Raw genomic sequence first — 20433 nt, forward strand, 5'->3', positions numbered from 1 at the left:
CTATAAGTAGCTTTTATAATGTGGATTCCTTATTGTTATAATCTTTAGTAAGAAACAAAACTTCTTATCTATTTTTTATTAAATATAGATAAGAAGACTTATTTACATTTGATAATTTAGTAAATACATCATTATAGACTCGTCAATCCTTTAGTATTCCCATTTTGAATTTTCTCCTAAGTTTGGTATACTATATATATATAATTACATACACGAAGGGGGCAACGTTATGTCAATCAATAGTCAAAGAGAATTCGAACTTTTAAAGAAAATTGGTTTCGTAAGAACCAGTGGTTCAAAAGAGGAATTAAAAGCTGCAAACATTCTACTTGAGGAAATATCTTCAATAGGATGCAGGGGACAGTTAGAAGATTTTAAAGTTCCTACTTCTAATATTAAGAAAGCAATACTTAAGGTAATTGAGCCTTATGAAAAAGAATATGACATTACACCTTATAACTGCTCAATTAGCACACCTATAGGTGGAATAACTACGGATTTTGTATATATAGAAGATGGTCTTGATGCTAACTTAATAGACCTTAAAGGAAAATTTGTACTTATAAATATGGGTCCTGATCCTAAACTTTATAAAAAACTTATAAAAGCAGGTATCGCTGGTTATATAACAATGTGTGGTAATGCAATGGATGAAGAATCTAAAACTGATATATCTGTAAATAAAATGCGTGAAAAAAATACTAAGCACGGAATAGTACCAGCTATAACTATTCGTATGAAAGACGGTTTCCATATGCTTCAAAACAAAGCTTCCAAGGTAACTGTAGAACTAATTACTGAAGATATAGAACTTCCTTCACAAAATGTTGTTGTAACTCTAGAAGGAACAAAATACCCTGATGAGATAATATCTTTCGGCGCTCATTATGACAGTACTCCTTTTAGTACAGGTGTATATGACAATGGTGCTGGTTCAGTTATTATAATGGAACTTCTTAGACATTTTAAAGAAAATCCGCCAATTAGAACTTTAAAATTTGTATGGTATGGTTCTGAAGAGGTTGGACTTTTAGGTAGTAAAGCTTACTTAAAAGATCATGAAGAAGAACTAGAAAAACATCTTCTAATGATTAACGTAGACGTTGCAGGATCTATTCTTGGAAGAGAAATGGCCCTTGTTACTGCAGAGCAAAGCTTGATTGATTATATTGATCATATGGCTAAAATTAATGGCTTCCCGCTTAAGGTAGAACAAAGCGTATATTCAAGTGATTCCACAGCCTTTGCAGATGCAGGGATTCCAGCTCTTACCTTCTGCCGTTTTGCGCCTAATGGTGGAGCATTCATTCACAGTCGTAACGATGTTATGGAGTTTTTAAGTGCTGAGGCCTTAGAAAAAACTTCCATTATAACAAAGGAATTCAGTAAGTCCATTGTAAACTCAGTAGTATTTCCAATCGAAAGAAAGATTCCAGATAACATGAAAAAAGAATTAGATAAATACTTTGGTAAAGAACCTGAGAAAGATGCTGCGGTTAAATCATAAGCTCATCTAAAAACTGAAACTTAACCCTTTTTACTAATTTCATCTATTATTATAGATTTTGAAATACACATGGCTTTTATTATGTTATTAAGATTAGTGTAATGAGCAGTACCCTCCGCAAATTTCAGCTGTGCTTTGCTACATTTGCTTATAATTGAAGATACGGGGGGTAGTGCTTTTATTAATTCTTCTTTTGTATAAGTGTCCGTTACAACTTCATCTGTTATTAACGCTCTTGAAATATACAACGCTTTTAACCTATTCTTCAGAAGTGTGTGTTGTGAGGTACCCTCCGCAAATTTAGGTTGCATTTTTTCACAATTGCTAATAGTTGAAGATATAACTTGTAGCGCCTCTACTAATTCTTCTCTTGCGTATTCTTTCATGGAATTTTACCCCCTCAAAATCTTAGGTCTTTATATTCTATTACGATGGTTAACTTAATTATAGTAAACTTCATCTTCCACTATAGTTTTTTCCACTTAGAATTTCTTCCTTTACCTACAGCTTCTATTTTTCCTTCAATCTTAAGCTTTTGAAACACTCTATTTATAGTGGCTTCTCCTACATCTGGACATATAGTTCTTATTTCACCTTTAGTAAAATACCCTAGCTTACCTTCTATGGACATTTCTATTCTTTCACTCTTGCTACCTTTCGTATCTGTAATACAACCTACCCTATCCTCTAATTCCTTATATGATTTTATGATAACTCCAAGAAAATATTCAAGCCATATATATAAATTATTTTTCCCATCATGCCATAACATGGATGATTTATTAAGTGCTTCATAGTAGGTTTCTTTGCTATCTTCAATAATCTTTTCTAGACTAATAAATCTTCCAACCTCAAAACCACTTTGATACAAAAGTAAAAGCGTTAGTAATCTAGACATTCTTCCATTTCCATCATTAAACGGATGGATACAAAGAAAATCTAATATAAATGCGGCTATTAAAACCAATGGCTCTATCTCTTCTTTTGCAATCTCCTTTCTATATTCTACGCAAAGACTTTCCATATAACTTGGTGTGCTAAATGCATCAACAGGCTTAAATCTGATATAACTAGCTCCACTTGGCAATATTTCTTCAATGACATTATCAGTATTTTTATAGTTTCCACCCTTAGCTGATGAAAATTTGTATAAATCTCTATGTAATTGTAATAATACAGATGATTTTATAGGTATAGCATCAAACGCACTATGAATAGTATTTAGTACATCCCTATACCCAGCTATCTCACTTTCACTTCTATCTCTTGGCTCTATTTTGTTATCCATTATTTCACGCAATCTTTTATTCGAAGTATAAATACCTTCTATTCTATTAGATGATTCTGCACTTTGTACAATTGCTACATCTTTAAGTGTATTTAATATTTGAGGCGATTGCTTTTTATACAAATCTTGCTTTCCCTTATATTCATTTATAGTAGTTAACATTCTCACTATGCTCATTGGCAATGCTAAGCTATTCAATTTATTATTTTCAAAAGAAATCATTGTAAATTCTCCCTCGTACATATTATATTTTATTATTATCATTTTATCATAAATATAATCATTATGGTTAAAATGATCATATTTATCATTAAAACAATACATTAAAATTTAAACAAACCTTATCATTTAATATCAAATGATAAGGTTTGTTTAGATATTGTACAAATAACATAGGCTTTTATTTAAATTCGCTTAAACTTCCTCCTTTTGAAAAGAAATGCTCAATGTTCCTTTCAACTGCTGAGTCAGGAATTAGTGGCGGTGCATGGTGTGGTTTTATACGAACATCTATAATCATATTATCACAGGACCAGTGCTTGTTTTCATAACAACTATTAACACCATAAATATCATGTGACGGGTTGCTTCTAGTAAATGTAGCCCAGAAAAAATTTTTAAGGGAACAACTTATAAATGAACTATCGTCACAAAGAATAATCATCGGACAAGATGCCATCATACCTCTTGCCTGAATAGCTGAGCATAACTCCTTTAACGTGACTTGAGCCTCTTGATAGTTTAAAAACTTTGGTCCTTCGATAGCAACGACGCCTGGCATCACTAAAAGTGGATTTCTAAAATCACTTAACTCCTTCAATTCCTTTGGTACTTCTTGACACAAGTTTCTTTTTTTATCGCCATAGGCGGCAATTACTACCTTGCTGCCTGTATTTAGTCCCGTTCCCGAATAATCAAGAGTATCAATGGTTGTATTCGTTTGAAAATGAAGGTCACGACGAAGGTCTATACGTTCAAGTATATATGTTAGAAATTCTACTTCTTTATGAGTATCTAAAGGTTGATTCTCTTCAGCTGTAATGAATAAATACTTAGCTAAACTTAGTTGCCCTGTTCCTAAAATTCGATTTGCAAGAGTAAGTATTTCAGCTGGTTGTTTAACCTTCTGGTATGGTGTGTAACGTTCGCTTCCGATTGCAAATAGCAGCGGATGAACTCCAGCTGCATCCACAGCATGAACTTCTTTCACCCCAGGAATTTCTTGTTTTATTGCATTACCTGTTAACTCATGGATAAGCTCTCCGAAAGCAGTATCTTCCTGAGGCGGACGTCCAACAACTGTAAAGGGCCAAATACCATTTTGCTTAGCAAATACCTTATGAACTTTCAGTAAGGGAAAATCATGAATAAGACTATAATATCCTATATGATCGCCAAAAGGACCTTCCGGCTTTGTTTCACCGGGATAGACTTCCCCTGTAATTACAAAATCAGCATCAAGGCTAATGCAATAACCATCAACATAAGTGTAGCGGAAATTACGACCCGATAGTAGACCAGCAAATGTCATTTCACTCATACCTTCCGGTAATGGCATGATTGCGGCCAGAGTATGAGCTGGAGGACCTCCAATAAAAATGCTCACCTTCAATGGAACACCTAATTTGTTCGCTTTTTCTTGGTGAATGCCTATGCCTCGGTGAATTTGATAGTGTAAGCCAACTTCCTTATTCAGCTTATAATCGTTGCCATTTAGCTGAACACGGTACATTCCTAAATTACTATTCATAATCCCAGGTTTTTCTGGATCTTCTGAATAAACTTGAGGCAAAGTGACAAAAGCCCCTCCATCACCAGGCCAATGGTGAATAAGCGGAAGGTCAGAAATTTGTATTTCCTTAAAATCAGCCAATTTATTATTTAGTTTTTTTAATGGAAGTGCCTTTGAAGCTGAAAGTCCAGTGCTAAAATGTTTTAATGGGTTTTTCAATATATTCATTGGATCATTCCGTAATGCAATCACGTTCTTTGTTGCTTCAAAGGTATTCTTAAAAATAAACTTGCTTCTCTCTAGATTACCAAATAAATTTGATACTGCTCGGAATTTGGAGCCTTTTACATTTTCAAAAAGCAATGCTGGCCCCCCAGCTGCGTTAACTCTCATATGTATAGCCGCCATCTCAAGGTACGGGTCCACTTCTTCACGTATCCTGATTAATTGACCAGATCTTTCTAAGTCAAGAATACATTCTTCTAAATTATAATACATTCTTTACTCTCCTTTTTTCTTTAAATAAATTTAATGTAAATATGTTAAATAATCATTATTTTCAATAGTGTGTTTAATTGTATCGTACTCCCTTAGGTAAATAATACAACGAAACAAAGAGTCATGCAAAGAAAATCCCCCATCAAATTATTAATGTATAGTACATACTTATTAAATCATCACCTGCGGTGCTGCAATATTAACAACTTTAGAAGCAGATTTAGACTACCACCAAAGTAATTTTTCTGGTCTAGGCAACTGCCACTTATAGAAGATGGCAGACTTGAAGCTTCCAAAATGTTGTTAAACCTTTCTATCACACTTGTAGAATACTGATATTAGCTGTAATATTATATATGAAAATATTTATTAAAAGAATTGTTATTATGGTCTGAATAAATATTCTGTATGCCGACAAATGATAACGAGGAGGAAATATGGCAAGATTTTTTAATGACAAAAGGATAGAGTTACTAGCACCGTCTGGAACAATGGATACATTTAAATACATGGTAAAAGCTAATTGTGATGCAATTTACCTGGGTGGTAAATCCTTAAATATGAGAATGATGAGAAAAGGTTTTAATTTCTCTGATGATGAGATTAAGGAAGCTCTAAAAATGGCTCATGAAGTTGATAAAAAGGTTTATGTTACAGTAAATAATATGTTAAATGATAACGAAACTAATGAAGCAACAGAATATCTGCAATTCTTAAATAGCATTGCTGTTGACGGAATAATAGTTCAAGACCTTGGTATTGTTCAAATTTGTAAAGAACAAAATTTCAATAACTTTGAAATTCATTCTTCCGTAATGATGAATGTTCATAACATTGAATTTGTAAAAGCATTGCAGGAATTCGGAGTAACTAGAGTAGTATTATCAAGAGAAATGGATTTGAAAACAGCAAAGCACTTACAAAATCAAACTAACATTGAAACTGAATACTTTGTTCATGGAGATATGTGTACAGTAAACGGAGCAAACTGTTATTACAGTTCTATTGTTTTGGGAAATAGTTCCAATCGTGGCCGATGTTTCAAACCCTGTAGATGGCCTTATCTTGTCAAAAAAGATGGCTCTATATATGATACAGAATACCCACTTGCAGCAAAAGATATGTACATGTATGAAAACATTCCTGAGCTTATTGAAGCTTGTATAACTTCCTTTAAAATTGAAGGACGTATGAGAGATACAGATTTTATAGTTAATTTAGTAAATACTTATGGTGATGCAATTGATAGATATATACAAGACCCTATAAGCTTTAATCGTAAAAAAAATGCTGATAAATTGTTTGAAAATCGAAAACGTGATTTTACAACTGCCTATGCTTTTAACAAGCCTGGATTAAACTTTATTAATACTAGATATGAAGGTACAGGTAAGTTTTATTCTACAGGTAAAGTTTTTTCTACTCCAACAGAAGAAGCTGAAATCACTGATAATGCTCTAAGTGAACTTCGAGATGAATTGAGCAGTTATTCTAGCAAATTAACTTATAAAAACAATTTATCCGTAAAAGTAAATAATTACGACCAAGCAAAGCTTTGTATTGAACTTGGTGTAGACCGAATTTATTTACCTTGTGAGGTTTTATTTCCTGATAACTTTATAACCTTAGATCAGTTAACTGAATTAGTAAAACTAAAGAAAAATACTAAGATTTATCTTGATTTACCGCAAATGATGAATGAACTTCAATTTGACATAATTGACCATTATCTAAATGATCATGGACACTTGTTCGATGGGTTATTAGTTTCTAATTTAGGAGCCGTGAAAAAGTATGGACATAAATACTCTTTAATAACAAACTACAATTTAAATATTTACAATGAAAAAGCATCTAAGTTTTACAAAAATTTAGGTGTTAATGAAATCACCATAGCTTTAGAGATAAACCGAAATGAACTACCTAAATTTATAAATTCGTCAGAAACACCTTTAGAATTAATTGTCCACGGACCCTTAAGAGTTATGTACCTAGATCATAACCTCTATGAAAACATTGATGCTTTTAAGACAATTGAACAAAGCGACAATAAATATGTAGATAATAATGTATTAGTTTTAATGACTGACAAAGGTGAAAATCCAGTTTACATAGATCAAAATCTTAAAAATCATTTATTTACTTCTAAAGAGCTTTGTCTTCTTCCAATTCTTGAAGATTTAAGATTTGAAAAATCTATGAATTTGCGTATTGAAGGACAAACTTATACTTTCGATGAATTGAAAAATATTATTGAAGTTTATCAAATTGCTATAGCTGATAAATCTAAATGCAAAGATTTATTTTTGCATTTACAGTCAAAAAGAGCAGGTTTTACACTAGGTGCCCTATCATTTAAATCAGTATAATTATAAGGATGTAAAAAAAGCTTGTTTTTTCACGTCCTCCAATAAAAAAGGAGTGAAATAATTTATGAATTATATAGGTCCTGAAAATATCATTGCGAAAAGAAAAGAATATTTTTATCCTGCAACCTCTTGCTTTTATAAAAACCCACCTCAAATAGTTGGTGGAATGATGCAGTACCTTTTCGACAGCAACCATAAGAAATATGTGGATTTCTTTGCTGGTGTATCCGTTATGAACTGTGGACACTCAAATCCAGAAATCCTTAAAAGTACCATTGAACAACTAAATAAATTGCAACACACTACAACACTGTATTTAACTGAGCCAATGGTTCTACTTGCTGAAAAACTTGCTGAATTACTTCCTGGTGATATTAAAAGAACCTTCTTTTGTGTTACTGGCTCAGAAGCAAATGAAGGTGCTATGGCCCTTGCAAGATTGCATACTAAAAAAAATAAGTTTATTGCATTAAATGGTGGATTACACGGCAGAACACATTTAACCTTAAGTGTTACAGGAATACCAATGTGGAGATTAGATGATAATTTAATGAAGGAAAATGTTTTTTTCATTGAAAGACCCTACTCCCCTACTATTAGTTATGGAGAAGCTATGGAGAATTCTTTACTTCAACTTGAAACTGTTTTAAAAGAACATGGCAATGATATTTGTGCAATGATATTAGAACCTATTCAAGGTAACGGTGGAATTGTAATGTATCCAATTGATTATTTGAAAAAGGTAAAAGCTTTACTTCATGAACATAATGTATTGTTAATTGTGGATGAAGTTCAAACGGGCTACGGACGAACTGGTAAAATGTATTGCATAGAAAATTATGATGTAGTTCCTGATATTTTAGTCACTGCTAAAGCACTAGGCAATGGAATTCCAATATCCACTTTTTCAACAACAGACGAGATTGCAAAATCCTTTACCAAACCTTCTGCTTCTACCTTTGGCGGTAATCCTGTGGCAGCTCAAACTGCACTTAGTGTTCTTAGCTATATTGAAAAAAATGATTTAGTTAGAAAATCAAATGAATTAGGAAAATATCTTAAGCAAAAATTAGAACAATTATCATCACCATTTATTGAGGAAATAAGAGGCTGTGGCCTAATGCTCGGCATACAGCTTCAATCAAAAAATCAAAACTTAACGTCAGCTGAAATTGCAGATATAATTTTAGAAGAGATGAAAGACCTAGGCTTTTTGATAGGGAAAAACGGTTTAAACAGGGACGTTTTAGCATTTCAGCCGCCACTTGTCATCTCTAAAGAAGATATAGACTCTTTGACTTCAAACTTAGAGAAGGTTTTTGAAAAACTTAATTAGTAAAGGGAGAAATATATGGCTTATAGTAACTTGAAGGATTTCATAAACCTTTTGGATGAAAAAGGCTTGTTGAAAAAAATAACTACAGAAGTAGAATCAGAATTAGAAATTACTGAAATTACAGACAGAATATCAAAACAATATGGTCCTGCCCTTTTATTTGAAAATGTAAAAGGTTCAGCTTATCCAGTTCTTATAAATGCAATGGGTACCTATGAAAGAATGAGCATGGCCCTTGGAGCTGAATCTCTAGATGATATTGGCAGTAATATTGAAGAATTTATAGAAATGTCAAATTATATAGGAATAATGAATAAGTTTGAGTACCTTCCAATGCTCCCTGAAATAGAAAGGATATTCCCTATGAAGCTATCTACTAAAGGAGCTTGCCAAGAAGTAATTGAATATGACCCTGATTTAACTAAACTTCCTATTTTGAAGTGCTGGCCTGGCGATGCAGGACCATTAATAACACTACCTCTTGTTATAACTAAAGATCCTGAAAATGGAATTCAAAACACTGGAATGTACAGACTTCAGGTGTTTGATAAAAACACTACTGGCATGCACTGGCATTTACATAAAAATGGTAGAGACATTTATGAAAAATATAAAACCTTCGGTGGCAAAATGCCTGTATCAGTAGCACTTGGATGTGACCCGGCAATTACATATTCTGCTACAGCGCCTCTGCCAAAGACCATTGATGAAATGATGTTTGCAGGATTTTTAAGAAAATCGCCTGTAAAGCTTGTGAAGTCTATTACCAATGACATATACGTACCTGCTGATGCAGAATTTATTATTGAAGGCTATGTAGATATTAATGAGGATTTAAGACTTGAGGGCCCCTTTGGAGATCATACAGGATATTATTCCCGTGCAGATTACTACCCTGTATTTCACGTAACTTGTATAACTCATAAGAGAAATCCTGTATATCCAACAACCATAGTAGGCAAGCCACCTATGGAGGATTGTTATATAGGTAAGGCTACAGAAAGAATTTTCTTACCATTACTTAAAATCCAATTTTCTGAGATTATTGACTTAAATTCTCCCCTTGAAGGGGTCTTTAATAATTGTTTGATTGTTTCTATAAAGAAGCGTTTTCCTGGTCATGGTAAGAAAATGCTGAACTCCCTATGGGGAATTAGCCGAATGATGTATACAAAAATGATAATAGTAGTAGATGAAAATATTGACCCTAAGGATATATCTACAGTGGCTTGGAAGGTATTCAATAATATAGATGCTAAAAGAGATGTAGTTATATCTGAAGGCCCTTTAGATGCTCTAGACCATGCGTCAAATCTTCCTCATTACGGCTACAGACTGGGCATAGATGCTACTAAGAAATGGCCTAGTGAAGGACACACAAGAGCTTGGCCTGATGACATAAAAATGACTGAAGATATAAAAGAGCTTGTTTCAAGGAGATGGTTTGACTATGATATTAACTAAAATTTTTAAAAAAACCCGCGACTATGGTATACTTGTAATGTTTTCCCACACTATTTTTTCTTTATCCTTTGCGCTTATTTCAATGCTCCTTGCAAGTAATGGATTCCCCTCTCCTATTAAAGTATTTTGGATATTACTTGCCTTTATGGGTGCAAGAACCGGTGCGAATGCTATAAATAGAGTTATAGATGCCGAAATAGATGCTAGAAATCCTAGAACTTCTACGAGGCAGCTTCCACAAGGATTATTTCACAAAAAGGAAATTATACTTTTTACAGTAGTATGTTTTTTAATAATGGTTATCTCAGCAGCTATGCTTAATCCATTATGCTTACTACTTTCGCCTATTGCATTATTTCTAATGATTATATATTCCTATACAAAACGATTTACTTGGGCCTGTCACTTAGTTTTAGGTATAACTTCTGCTGCTGCACCAGTTGGAGCCTGGCTTGCAGTAACTGGTAAAATCTCTTGGTTGCCTCTTTTTATGGGAGCAGCAAATACCCTTTGGGTTGCAGGCTTTGATATAATATATGGTTCTCAGGATTATGACTTTGACACCATAAATGGAATTCACTCAATCCCTGCAAGATTTGGTGTAAAAAATGCACTACGTATCGCCGCTCTATTTCACGGAATGGCCTTGATTTTATTAATTGGCGTGGGGATCTTAAGTAACCAGCTAGGAGTTATTTATTACATTGGATTAGTACTTATATCTATTTTATTCATAGCTGAACATAAAATGGTTTCTCCAGATAATCTAACCAATGTAAAAGTAGCCTCTTACGGTATAAATCAAATTATAAGCATTGTCTTTTTAATATGTGGAGTTTTAGATGCACTAATTTAAGAAACCCAAGGGAGATTGTATATGAAGAAAATAGTTGTTGGAATTACAGGTGCCAGCGGAAGTATATATTCAGTAAGGCTCGTTGAGGAGCTTTTAAAAAAAGGAATTTTTGTTCATATCATATGTACTGATAACGGTAAGAAGGTTATGAAATTTGAAACCGATCTAGATATTGATGAATGGATAAAAGAATTAGGAATGAAATATAATCACGTTAAGCTTGAAGATATAAATAATCTCTTTTCTGGCATTGCCAGCGGTTCCTTTAAATTTGATGCTATGATTATACTACCTTGCTCTATGGGAACTCTAGCTGAAATAAGTAATGGATTATCTAAAAATTTATTATGCAGAGCAGCTGATGTTGCCTTAAAAGAAAATAGAAAGCTCATCATCGTTCCTAGAGAAACACCACTAAATGCGATACATCTTGATAATATGCTTAAACTGTCAAAGCTTGGTGTAATCATGCTCCCTGCCATGCCGGGATTTTATCACAAGCCTGAAAGCATGGCAGATTTGATTAATTTTGTGGTTGGAAAGATATTAGATTCTCTTTCCATAGAAAATAACTTATTTAAAAAATGGGAAGGTTAAATCCCTAAATGGGCTTTGACGACTAGTTTTCAAGCGGAACCGAGTAGGTTAAACTACCACCTGTTCCGATTAAAAGGAGGAAAAAAATGAATAAACTAAAAAAAATATTATCAATAATTACTGCCACTTCACTTGTGCTATCCTTAACTGCTTGCTCGCCTAAAAATGAAGCTGCACCGGTTTCGAAGCAAACATTGAATTTTGGAGCAATGTCTTCTATAGATGCAGTACCAATTGTAATTGCAAACGAAAAAGGATTTTTCAAAAAAGAAGATTTAGAAGTCAATTTACAAACATTCAAAAACTCAAAGGATAGAGATGCAGCTTTTCTAGGTAGAAATCTAGATGGGATAATTGGTGATGAAGTAGCCATTTCTCTTTATCAAAATGCAGATTTTAATGTAAAAATAACTGGAGTAACCGACGGTGATTTTATGCTAATAGCAAATTCTAAATCAGGAATAAAATCTATAAGTGATATTAAAGGTAAAAGTGTAGCCATATCAGAGAAAACTGCTATTGAATACACTCTAGATAAAGTATTAGAAAAAAATTCTCTAGAACCTAAAGATGTCAAAAAATCTGTAGTTCCTGCTATCCCTACCAGACTTGAAATGTTAAGAAATAATAATGTTGATGCAGCATTGCTTCCAGAACCCTTTGCAACCCTTGCAATAAAAGATGGAGGAATACTTCTTGGAAGTGCCAGTAATCTAGCTACATATCCTTCAGTGACAGCTTTTACTCAAAAAGCAATAGAGAGTAAAAGCACTGAAATTAAGGCATTTTATAAGGCTTACAATGAAGCTGTAGATTATATAAACAGTACACAAATTTCAGAATATGAAGATACAATTATAAAAACTGTTGGCTATCCTGAGGATATGAAAGGCAAAATCACCTTACCTAAATTTAGAAAAAATGCCCTTCCATCAGAAGCTGAAGTTAAGTCAGCTATTGATTGGACTGTTAAGAATGGACTTGTTAAGAAAACACTAAACCCTAAAGATTTAATGAGTGATATAGGGACTAAATAATTTTTGAAGGCTTAATGATTAATAAGTATTAAGCCTATAAATGGAATTCAGGGGGAATCCTATGCTTGAGATAAAAAATCTTTCTGTTAGTTATAAATCTGAAAAAAGGCTAATAAATGCCCTAGGACCTGTAAGTATGCAAATTGAATCAGGGGATATTTACGCAATTATAGGACCTTCAGGCTGTGGTAAATCTACTCTACTAAATGTGCTCAGTGGAATCTTAAAAGACTATGTAGGGCAAGTACAACTTGATAGTGAAGTATTAACTCCAAAAAAACATAACATTGGCTTTATACCTCAAAATTTTGGGCTGCTCCCTTGGAAAAATGTTCAGAAAAACTGTACCCTCTCTCTTAAGATAAAAGGAAAAGTTTTAGATAGTTCAATTAATGAAAAAATTGACTACATGCAAAACAAATTAAATATCCATACATTAAAGGATAGATATCCTAATGAGTTAAGCGGTGGGCAAAAGCAAAGAGTTTCCATTGCCAGAGCCTTTATAATGAATCCTGATTTACTTTTAATGGACGAGCCCTTCTCTGCTTTAGATGCATTAACAAGAGAAGAAGCTCAAGAGCTTTTCATCGATATATGGAATCAGTATAAAACTACCACAATATTAGTAACTCACAGCATTGAAGAAGCCATATATATGGGAAAAAAGATCGTAATAATGTCCCACTGCCCAGGTACCATAGTTAAAGTAATTGATAATCCTCTATTTAATACTGAAAACTTAAGGCAAAATGAAGAATATCTAAGATTATCTTCATATATTAGATCTATAATAAAAAAGGGATGGAAAATATGAAGGCGTTTAAAAAAATCAATATTTTTATACAAGGCTTTGTAACATTTAATATTTTGTGGTACATTTTTGCAGTGATTGTTAATATGCGAGTACTTCCAAAGCCTACTGACGTATATTTGAACATGAGCAATTTATATGGCGAGAAACTTTATATACATGTTTTAGTAAGTCTCTATAGAGTGGCCAGTGGACTTAGCATATCTCTAATTTTAGGAGTTTCTATAGGTCTCCTTATGGCCTATTCAAGAGTATGGAATAAAATATTAAATCCATTAGTTTACTTTACCTATCCTATTCCAAAAACAGCATTACTACCAGTAATAATGCTACTATTCGGACTAGGAGATAAATCAAAAATTATTATTATTGTATCAATACTTGTATTTCAAATTATTGTATCAGTAAGAGATTCAGTGCTTAATATTCCATCTGAAACTTATAATCCAATAAAAAGTCTTGGTGCTTCGAAGCCTCAAATATTCATACACATAACTTTACCTGCTATTTTACCGGAACTTCTTACTACCTTAAGACTATCAATAGGGACTGCTCTATCAATACTATTTTTTACTGAAGGTTATGGCACTCAATATGGAATAGGCTATTATATCCTCGATGCATGGAGTAGAATTGACTATACCGGAATGTATGCAGGAATTATAATTTTAAGCCTTTTGGGTTTTGTTCTATTTATTTTAATAGATATCCTTGAAGAGACTGTGTGTAGATGGAAAGCTTAATAATCTGTTTTTAATACTTATAAAGCATATTGAAATTATCAATATGCTTTACTTATTTCTATTTATACTAGCACCAATAAGCTCTATATTTACTTATGGTATGGTTCCCCGCTTATTATCCTAAACCCTCTATAAACCTGTTCCAGCAGCATCACTCTAAATAATTGATGTGGAAATGTCATCTTTGAAAAGCACAGTTTATAATTAGACCTCTCTAAAACTGCCTTAGATAAACCCAATGACCCACCAATTACAAATGCTATGTTACTCTCACCCTTTATTCCCAAATCCCTTATGTAATTTGATAACTCCTCTGAGGATAACATGTTACCCTTGAGTTCTAGCGCAATTACAAACATATTATCTTTTATGTTCTTTAAGATTGTCTCCCCTTCTTTTTCTTTTATTATAAGTTCTTCTTTTTCAGAAGCATTATCTGGAGTTTTCTCATCGCCGAGTTCTACTATATTAAGCTTGCAATATCTAGATAGTCTTTTCGTATATTCATCTATAGCGCTTTTTAAGTATTTCTCTTTTATTTTTCCTACGCAAATTATAGTTATGTTCATTGCAATTCTCCTTTGATTCAGTCTTATTGTGATATTATACATATAATATCGTATTTATAAACTAAAAACAAATAACATGGAGTAAAACCCCATGTTATATTTATCAAACCCTTAATATTATTACTATATGCTCATATCTCTTTTATTATAAAATGTGTACGTGATCTTTAGCATAGCCGAAATGATTATAACTGATAATACTACAAAGCTCAATTGAAAACCAACCCCAGACATTAAGTCTTTAGCCTCATAATATTTAAATAGTGTAATATATTTAAGACCTTCAAGTTTGCTATTTATGTCTATTGCTACAGACATTATAAATGAAATTAAGAGCACCGCTGTACCTATTGCTGTGGCCATTTTTGGGTTCTTTACAACAGCTGCTATAGCTGTGCCAATAAGCATAAACATAATCTGCAATATAAACATTCCAAGCATTAATATGACTATATCACCACCTACTTCCTCCCCTTTGCCTAACTTCCCCACTACAATAATTGAGGAAACCAAAGTAATAATATTAAATACTATTATATTTGCAAGACCTGCCAATAGTTTTGATGTTATGACCTTATTTCTTGAAATAGGTTTAACTAATAGAAACTCTACAGTTTTATCACGTTCTTCTTTTGAAATTATATCAGCACCAAGCATAACTGCATGGGTTGTTGCCATAAGGACTAAGTAAAAGAAGATCATTCCGTAAAAACCACTGGCTTTTGAGAAATCAAAAGTACCAATACCCATAATAGCTTTCATAGATTTAGGCATTTCAGCAAATAAATCAGTCATAGATTGACTTCCCGATGATAATCCAACATACTTGCCCATTCCAGCACCAACCATAAATAGTATGCTAAATGCCCATATAATAAGACTTTTTCTATGCGCCTTCATCTCTACCATAAATATATTCATAAATAAACCTCCTTATTTCCCGAGAAATTACTAATTGTAAGATTTAAATTATAACCTCTATGTTTCAATATTAACTACTTCTAAACAATCTTAAACAGCATGAATGTCCTTTTTACAATACACATAATAACTAGCTGTAATTGCCACAATAATAAATGCTATTTCTATTATAATAAATGGCGCTTCATAACTAGAGTTTTTTATAATATAGTTTGTATCAAAATACTTAAAGGGAGTAATATAACGCACTGCTTTATCTCCTATAACAGATCCAAGCATTGAAACAATGAAAAACCCAAATACAGTGCCAAGGGAAGTAGGTAATACTGATTTAATCTTGTGGGATAAAACAGAAACTAAAACTCCGAGTGTAAGAAATATAAGTTGAATGAAAAACAATGTAATAGAAACCATAAAAAATATCTTATAACTATAATCTTCTACCTTTACAGTTGATGCCATAATGCTTGCAACCGTTAAGTAGATTACATTTGTAATTACCAATGAGGTTACCGCTGCCAAAAGCTTTGATGTTATAATCTGTGCACGAGTAACTGGTTTTGTTAAAAGGAAATCTGCGGTTTTTTCCCGAACTTCCTTTGATAAAATAGAGGTACCCAGGTTCATAGCCTGAATGGCTCCACACAGAGTTATATATAAAAATGTATAGGAGTAAAACCCTATCATAGAAGACATACTGTCGACGGAGAGTCCAAATGCTTTTCTCACTGGCTCTGGAAATCCTTCCATTAACTTTTTAAATGCATCCGCTTCTTTAGCAAAGGATGGATATATTGACAAGAAAAGAGCAATAATAGCAACTAAAGAGCACGTCCATATGATAGTGGATTTTCTATAAGCTTTCATTTCGTGTAGAAACATATTCATAGCTATTAGTCCTCCTTTTCATAGTAATGCATAAAGATCTCTTCAAGATCTGGCTCTTCAATCCAAAGATTAGCTATTTCTATTTCGGAAATCTTTTTCATAATTAAGTTAATATCGCCCCTAAATAAAAAGCTTATTGTGCTATCTTTTATTTCTAAAGCACTAACTCCACTGAGGTTAAAATAATTATCCTCTATTTTTGATTTTATCTCTATTTTAAACTTTTTATGGTTATTTTCTTGCAAGGTACTTATCTTTTCAACCTTTATTATTTTTCCCTCTTTAATAATAGCAACACGATTACATAATCTTTGAACCTCGCCTAGAATATGAGAAGATAGCAATATTGTTGCACCCTTTTTATTCTCCTCTTCAAGCAAGTCAAAAAACTTTTGCTGCATAAGTGGGTCAAGTCCGCTAGTAGGTTCATCTAGTATAATAAGTTTAGGCTCATGTAGTAATCCTTGGACAATACCAACTTTCTTTTTATTACCAAAGGATAAATCATCAATTTTTTTATTAAGATCAAGGTCCATTATCTCTGCCAGTTCAGTAATTCTCTTGCTACAGTCTTTTTTGTAAAAGCTAGCTGAATACTTAAGTAAGTCAATAACCTTCATATTATCATAATAAAAAACTTCCGATGGTAGATATCCTATTTCTTTTTTTATCTCAGGACCAAATTCAATGCAGTCCTTACCAAAAATTGTAGCGCTACCGGACGTGGGATAAATAAGTGATAATAATGTCCTTATAGTCGTCGATTTCCCTGCACCATTTGGTCCGATAAATCCGAAAATTTCTCCCTCGTAAACATTGAAACTCACATCTGTAATTCCTCTTGCCTTGCCATAATTTTTAGTCAGATTTTTGATTTCAATAACATTCATTTTTAAATCCTCCTTGTAATTCTTTATGTTTAATTAAAATATATGTGTCACCTTAATATTATTTATAGAAAGAAGTTTTAAATATATCTAAATAAGCATCCATTTCTGCAAACAATTTTTCATAGTCAAGCCCTTTAGAACCCGGTGCTCTTCCCTTTTCTAATTCACTTGTTCCAAACCCATCAAGTGTCCACATTATAATATTCATAGACTTACTTACATCTAATCCATCACGAAACTTGGATACATCAATATTATTAAATATTTTACTGTAATTACTCTCAATAAGGGTTTTCTTTCTTTGTTCTATTTCACTTTTTACCTCATTACATTCTTCTGCTATTGCCACTTCAAAGAATTTAAAAATCATTGAGTATTTATGACCAAGCTCCAGTTTAAAGGATGCTATTTGACGAAGTTTAATAAATAGATCTGTTTCATCTGTATCAACCTTTATAAAGAATTCATTCATGCAAAGTTCTATAAAATGATCATATGCAAATAGAAAAAGATTCTTCTTATTTTTGAAATAGTGAAATAAAATCCCTTTTGATATTTCTGCTTCTTTTACAATTTCATTTGTTGATGCCTTCTCAAAACCTTTATCTGCAAACTCTTTAATAGTTGCACTTAATATCTTCTCCTGTTTTTCTGGGTTTAAGTTTAAAAACTTTGAAAACAAATCACCCTCCCCTTTCGCAAGCTATAGATGTTCTATAGATATTACAATATATGCTAATATCATTTTAGCATCATTGACCACTGTGGTCAATAGTCTTTTTATATGTTTTTTTCTAATCAATGTCTTACACAATCTTTAACATACTGCACCTACATTATTATATTCCGAACATATCCAATAAAACTCAAAATTAAAAAAACCTCGCACAAAGTGCAAGGTTTCTTTATAATCTTATGTAATTACTTTCCACAACATTTCTTATATTTCTTTCCGCTTCCACATGGGCAAGCGTCATTTCTTCCAATCTTATCTTCATTAACTACCATCTTAGAATCTCTGTATGCTCTTTGAATTTCTTTTCTTTTTTCCTTTGAGAATATTCCTTCCCACTGTGGAAGTTCATATAGATAATCTGCTTTTGCGTCTAGCATATTAAAATAAAGTTTTTCAAAATCTATTTTAAAGTCTATATTTGTGTCAGCCTCAGTCGCTTCTAATTCTACTGATTGCAAAAGGCTGTCGTTTATTCCATCAATAAATCCCATAAAGTATATGTTTGATACATCGAAATGCTTTGCAAGCTCTTCAATTGTACCTTTTACTTCATCTTTGTGGTTTGATAGCAACTTAGTATAAATACGCTTTTCTACTTCCCCATATTCTTGCCAAAACGCAGGTTCTCCTCTACGCTTAACATAATCAACCACCATATCTGTCCACTCTTTATATAAAGCCATTTTATAGTCTCCTTCAAATCATAATATATTTTGTTATATTCCATTATTATAATAAACATTTAGTTAGTTTTCAACATATATGTTTAAAACATTTAAATTAAATGTACTATTATCATCTATTTTGATATTATACGTCTACTTTTTAATTGGAATCATTTCGCCTTTACCAAAGGGTTTTGATATATCAAAATTTCCACCTATAGTATCTATGTCTTTGTTTTCCATTGTAATTTTAATCTTTTCTACAGTCGGCAATTGAGTCAGTGAGGCCACAATACCCTCTAGACAGCTTTTTTCCTTTATTTGCGTCATGCTCACTTTAGCTTCTTTACTTAAGTTCACATAAGCAATATTATCCTTAATAGAAAAGCTTAATAGCCTAGTTTCTTTAGGAAGTATTGGATTTAGATCACTTTTTACAGTAGGACCTTTTATTATTTCCTGCATAATTGTTTCCCCAATAAGCTCTTCTTTGTTAAGCATTCTATCATCTTTAATTAATTGCATAGTAGTACCATCTCTAGATCCATCAAAATAAATACTAAATTGAATAAAATCATCTTCTCCTAGTGGAAGTTTTAGATTTTCAAGTTTTTTATTATTTGTTACACTTTTCTTATCCTTCTTTTCACAGCCTAGAAATCCTATTGTTGAAATAACTAACAATAAACACAATAATATTTTAATAACTTTTTTCATGTTTTGTCTCCCCTTTAAAAATCAATTACATCACTTGGCATATCTCTTCTAGCTAAATTTAAAGAAATGTCCCTACCTACTTCAATATAATTCTCTTTAAGTACACTAACCACTGTTTGGTAAGCTAAGTCAGGGTAATTATTAGTCTTACTCAAATGTCCTAAAATAATATGCTTTTGTTTATCATTCATTATCTTAACTATAGCCTTTCCACATGCTTCATTAGATAAATGCCCCACATCACTTAATATTCTTCTTTTTAAGGGATAGGGATAAGGGCCAAACTTAACCATTTCCACATCATGATTACTCTCAAGTAAAATCACATCTGCATCTTTTATCATATTTTCTACTTCTTCTGAAAAATAACCTAAATCTGTAGCTATACATACCTTCTTTTTTCCACTGTATAAAGCAAAACCTACAGGTGCAGCTGCATCATGTGATATATTGTAATTTACTATATGCATGTCCTTTATGTCTACATAATTATCTTCAATAATCTTTATATTGCTTTCCTTTATCTTACCTATTTTGCCTTCCATAGCTCTCCATGTATTTTCATTGGCATATATAGGTGTGTCATATTTTCTAGAAATAATTCCTGCACCCTTTATGTGGTCAGAATGTTCATGAGTAATAAAAATACCATCTATTTGATTAGGATTTTGATCTATTTGTTTTAGTGCACTTTCGATGCTTTTTCCTGGCATACCAGCATCTACTAAAATTCTTGTGTTTTGTGAAGCTACAAATATACTATTTCCGCTACTTCCACTATATAATGGGCAAAAAATCATAATTGT

General features: G+C 32.4%; 20 protein-coding genes. 9 read left to right on the top strand and 11 right to left on the bottom strand.

All coding sequences use genetic code 11. The annotated features are described in order from the left end of the window. The first annotated feature begins 229 nt into the window (after positions 1-229). Positions 230-1507: a M28 family metallopeptidase gene (locus LGK97_RS11295; protein ID WP_226259872.1), complete on the top strand. Its 1278-nt coding sequence runs from the start codon at positions 230-232 to the stop codon at positions 1505-1507. Positions 1508-1527: 20 nt separating this feature from the next. On the opposite strand, the gene LGK97_RS11300 is transcribed toward LGK97_RS11295, so the two are convergent. The 3 genes from LGK97_RS11300 to LGK97_RS11310 form a co-directional block, all read right to left on the bottom strand. After that, entirely contained in the window at positions 1528-1893 is a 366-nt protein-coding gene (locus LGK97_RS11300) for a hypothetical protein (protein ID WP_226259873.1), read from the bottom strand. An 80-nt stretch (positions 1894-1973) separates the two neighbouring features. After that, positions 1974-3017, bottom strand: a complete 1044-nt coding sequence (locus LGK97_RS11305) for a Fic family protein (RefSeq protein ID WP_226259874.1) — start codon at positions 3015-3017, stop codon at positions 1974-1976. A gap of 178 nt (positions 3018-3195) precedes the next feature. Continuing rightward, positions 3196-5025 carry a UbiD family decarboxylase gene (locus LGK97_RS11310; RefSeq protein WP_226259875.1) on the bottom strand — a complete coding sequence of 610 codons (1830 nt, stop codon included), beginning with the start codon at positions 5023-5025 and terminating at the stop codon, positions 3196-3198. A 437-nt stretch (positions 5026-5462) separates the two neighbouring features. Here LGK97_RS11310 and LGK97_RS11315 point away from each other — a divergent pair, with 437 nt between their 5' ends. The 8 genes from LGK97_RS11315 to LGK97_RS11350 all read left to right on the top strand — a co-directional run bounded on the left by LGK97_RS11315 (position 5463) and on the right by LGK97_RS11350 (position 14241). Beyond that, a complete protein-coding gene (locus tag LGK97_RS11315) occupies positions 5463-7394 on the top strand; it encodes a U32 family peptidase (RefSeq protein ID WP_226259876.1) in 1932 nt (643 codons plus the stop codon). 64 nt (positions 7395-7458) lie between these two features. Further along, a complete protein-coding gene (locus LGK97_RS11320) occupies positions 7459-8730 on the top strand; it encodes an aspartate aminotransferase family protein (RefSeq protein WP_226259877.1) in 1272 nt (423 codons plus the stop codon). Between the two features lie 15 nt (positions 8731-8745). After that, positions 8746-10194, top strand: coding sequence for a menaquinone biosynthesis decarboxylase (locus LGK97_RS11325; RefSeq protein WP_226259878.1), 1449 nt, complete (start codon positions 8746-8748; stop codon positions 10192-10194). Next, positions 10181-11050 carry a UbiA-like polyprenyltransferase gene (locus LGK97_RS11330; protein ID WP_226259879.1) on the top strand — a complete coding sequence of 290 codons (870 nt, stop codon included), beginning with the start codon at positions 10181-10183 and terminating at the stop codon, positions 11048-11050. The genes LGK97_RS11325 and LGK97_RS11330 overlap by 14 nt, the downstream gene beginning before the upstream one ends. Positions 11051-11071: 21 nt before the next feature. Beyond that, positions 11072-11647, top strand: coding sequence for a UbiX family flavin prenyltransferase (locus tag LGK97_RS11335; RefSeq protein WP_226259880.1), 576 nt, complete (start codon positions 11072-11074; stop codon positions 11645-11647). 86 nt (positions 11648-11733) lie between these two features. After that, complete coding sequence (locus tag LGK97_RS11340) at positions 11734-12684, top strand: ABC transporter substrate-binding protein (protein WP_226259881.1); 951 nt, start codon at positions 11734-11736, stop codon at positions 12682-12684. A gap of 61 nt (positions 12685-12745) precedes the next feature. Continuing rightward, positions 12746-13501, top strand: a complete 756-nt coding sequence (locus LGK97_RS11345) for an ABC transporter ATP-binding protein (RefSeq protein ID WP_226259882.1) — start codon at positions 12746-12748, stop codon at positions 13499-13501. Continuing rightward, positions 13498-14241, top strand: a complete 744-nt coding sequence (locus LGK97_RS11350; RefSeq protein WP_226259883.1) for an ABC transporter permease — start codon at positions 13498-13500, stop codon at positions 14239-14241. The genes LGK97_RS11345 and LGK97_RS11350 overlap by 4 nt, the downstream gene beginning before the upstream one ends. Before the next feature lie 89 nt (positions 14242-14330). On the opposite strand, the gene rlmH is transcribed toward LGK97_RS11350, so the two are convergent. The 8 genes from rlmH to LGK97_RS11390 form a co-directional block, all read right to left on the bottom strand. After that, entirely contained in the window at positions 14331-14810 is a 480-nt protein-coding gene (rlmH, locus tag LGK97_RS11355) for a 23S rRNA (pseudouridine(1915)-N(3))-methyltransferase RlmH (protein WP_226259884.1), read from the bottom strand. Between the two features lie 123 nt (positions 14811-14933). Next, positions 14934-15731, bottom strand: coding sequence for an ABC transporter permease subunit (locus LGK97_RS11360; RefSeq protein ID WP_226259885.1), 798 nt, complete (start codon positions 15729-15731; stop codon positions 14934-14936). Between the two features lie 90 nt (positions 15732-15821). Further along, positions 15822-16619: an ABC transporter permease subunit gene (locus tag LGK97_RS11365; RefSeq protein WP_226259886.1), complete on the bottom strand. Its 798-nt coding sequence runs from the start codon at positions 16617-16619 to the stop codon at positions 15822-15824. Positions 16620-16624: 5 nt separating this feature from the next. Then, positions 16625-17509 carry an ATP-binding cassette domain-containing protein gene (locus LGK97_RS11370; RefSeq protein ID WP_226259887.1) on the bottom strand — a complete coding sequence of 295 codons (885 nt, stop codon included), beginning with the start codon at positions 17507-17509 and terminating at the stop codon, positions 16625-16627. Positions 17510-17567: 58 nt separating this feature from the next. Next, complete coding sequence (locus LGK97_RS11375) at positions 17568-18191, bottom strand: TetR/AcrR family transcriptional regulator (RefSeq protein ID WP_226259888.1); 624 nt, start codon at positions 18189-18191, stop codon at positions 17568-17570. Between the two features lie 239 nt (positions 18192-18430). Continuing rightward, positions 18431-18928 (bottom strand): SEC-C metal-binding domain-containing protein, encoded by a 498-nt coding sequence (locus tag LGK97_RS11380; RefSeq protein ID WP_226259889.1) that lies wholly within the window; start codon positions 18926-18928, stop codon positions 18431-18433. 135 nt (positions 18929-19063) lie between these two features. Beyond that, a complete protein-coding gene (locus tag LGK97_RS11385) occupies positions 19064-19627 on the bottom strand; it encodes a GerMN domain-containing protein (RefSeq protein WP_226259890.1) in 564 nt (187 codons plus the stop codon). A gap of 14 nt (positions 19628-19641) precedes the next feature. Next, positions 19642-20427, bottom strand: a complete 786-nt coding sequence (locus LGK97_RS11390; protein ID WP_226259891.1) for an MBL fold metallo-hydrolase — start codon at positions 20425-20427, stop codon at positions 19642-19644. Positions 20428-20433 lie beyond the last annotated feature (6 nt).

The sequence above is a fragment of the Clostridium sp. CS001 genome (genome assembly GCF_020443565.1).
GTDB lineage: Bacteria > Bacillota > Clostridia > Clostridiales > Clostridiaceae > Clostridium_AD.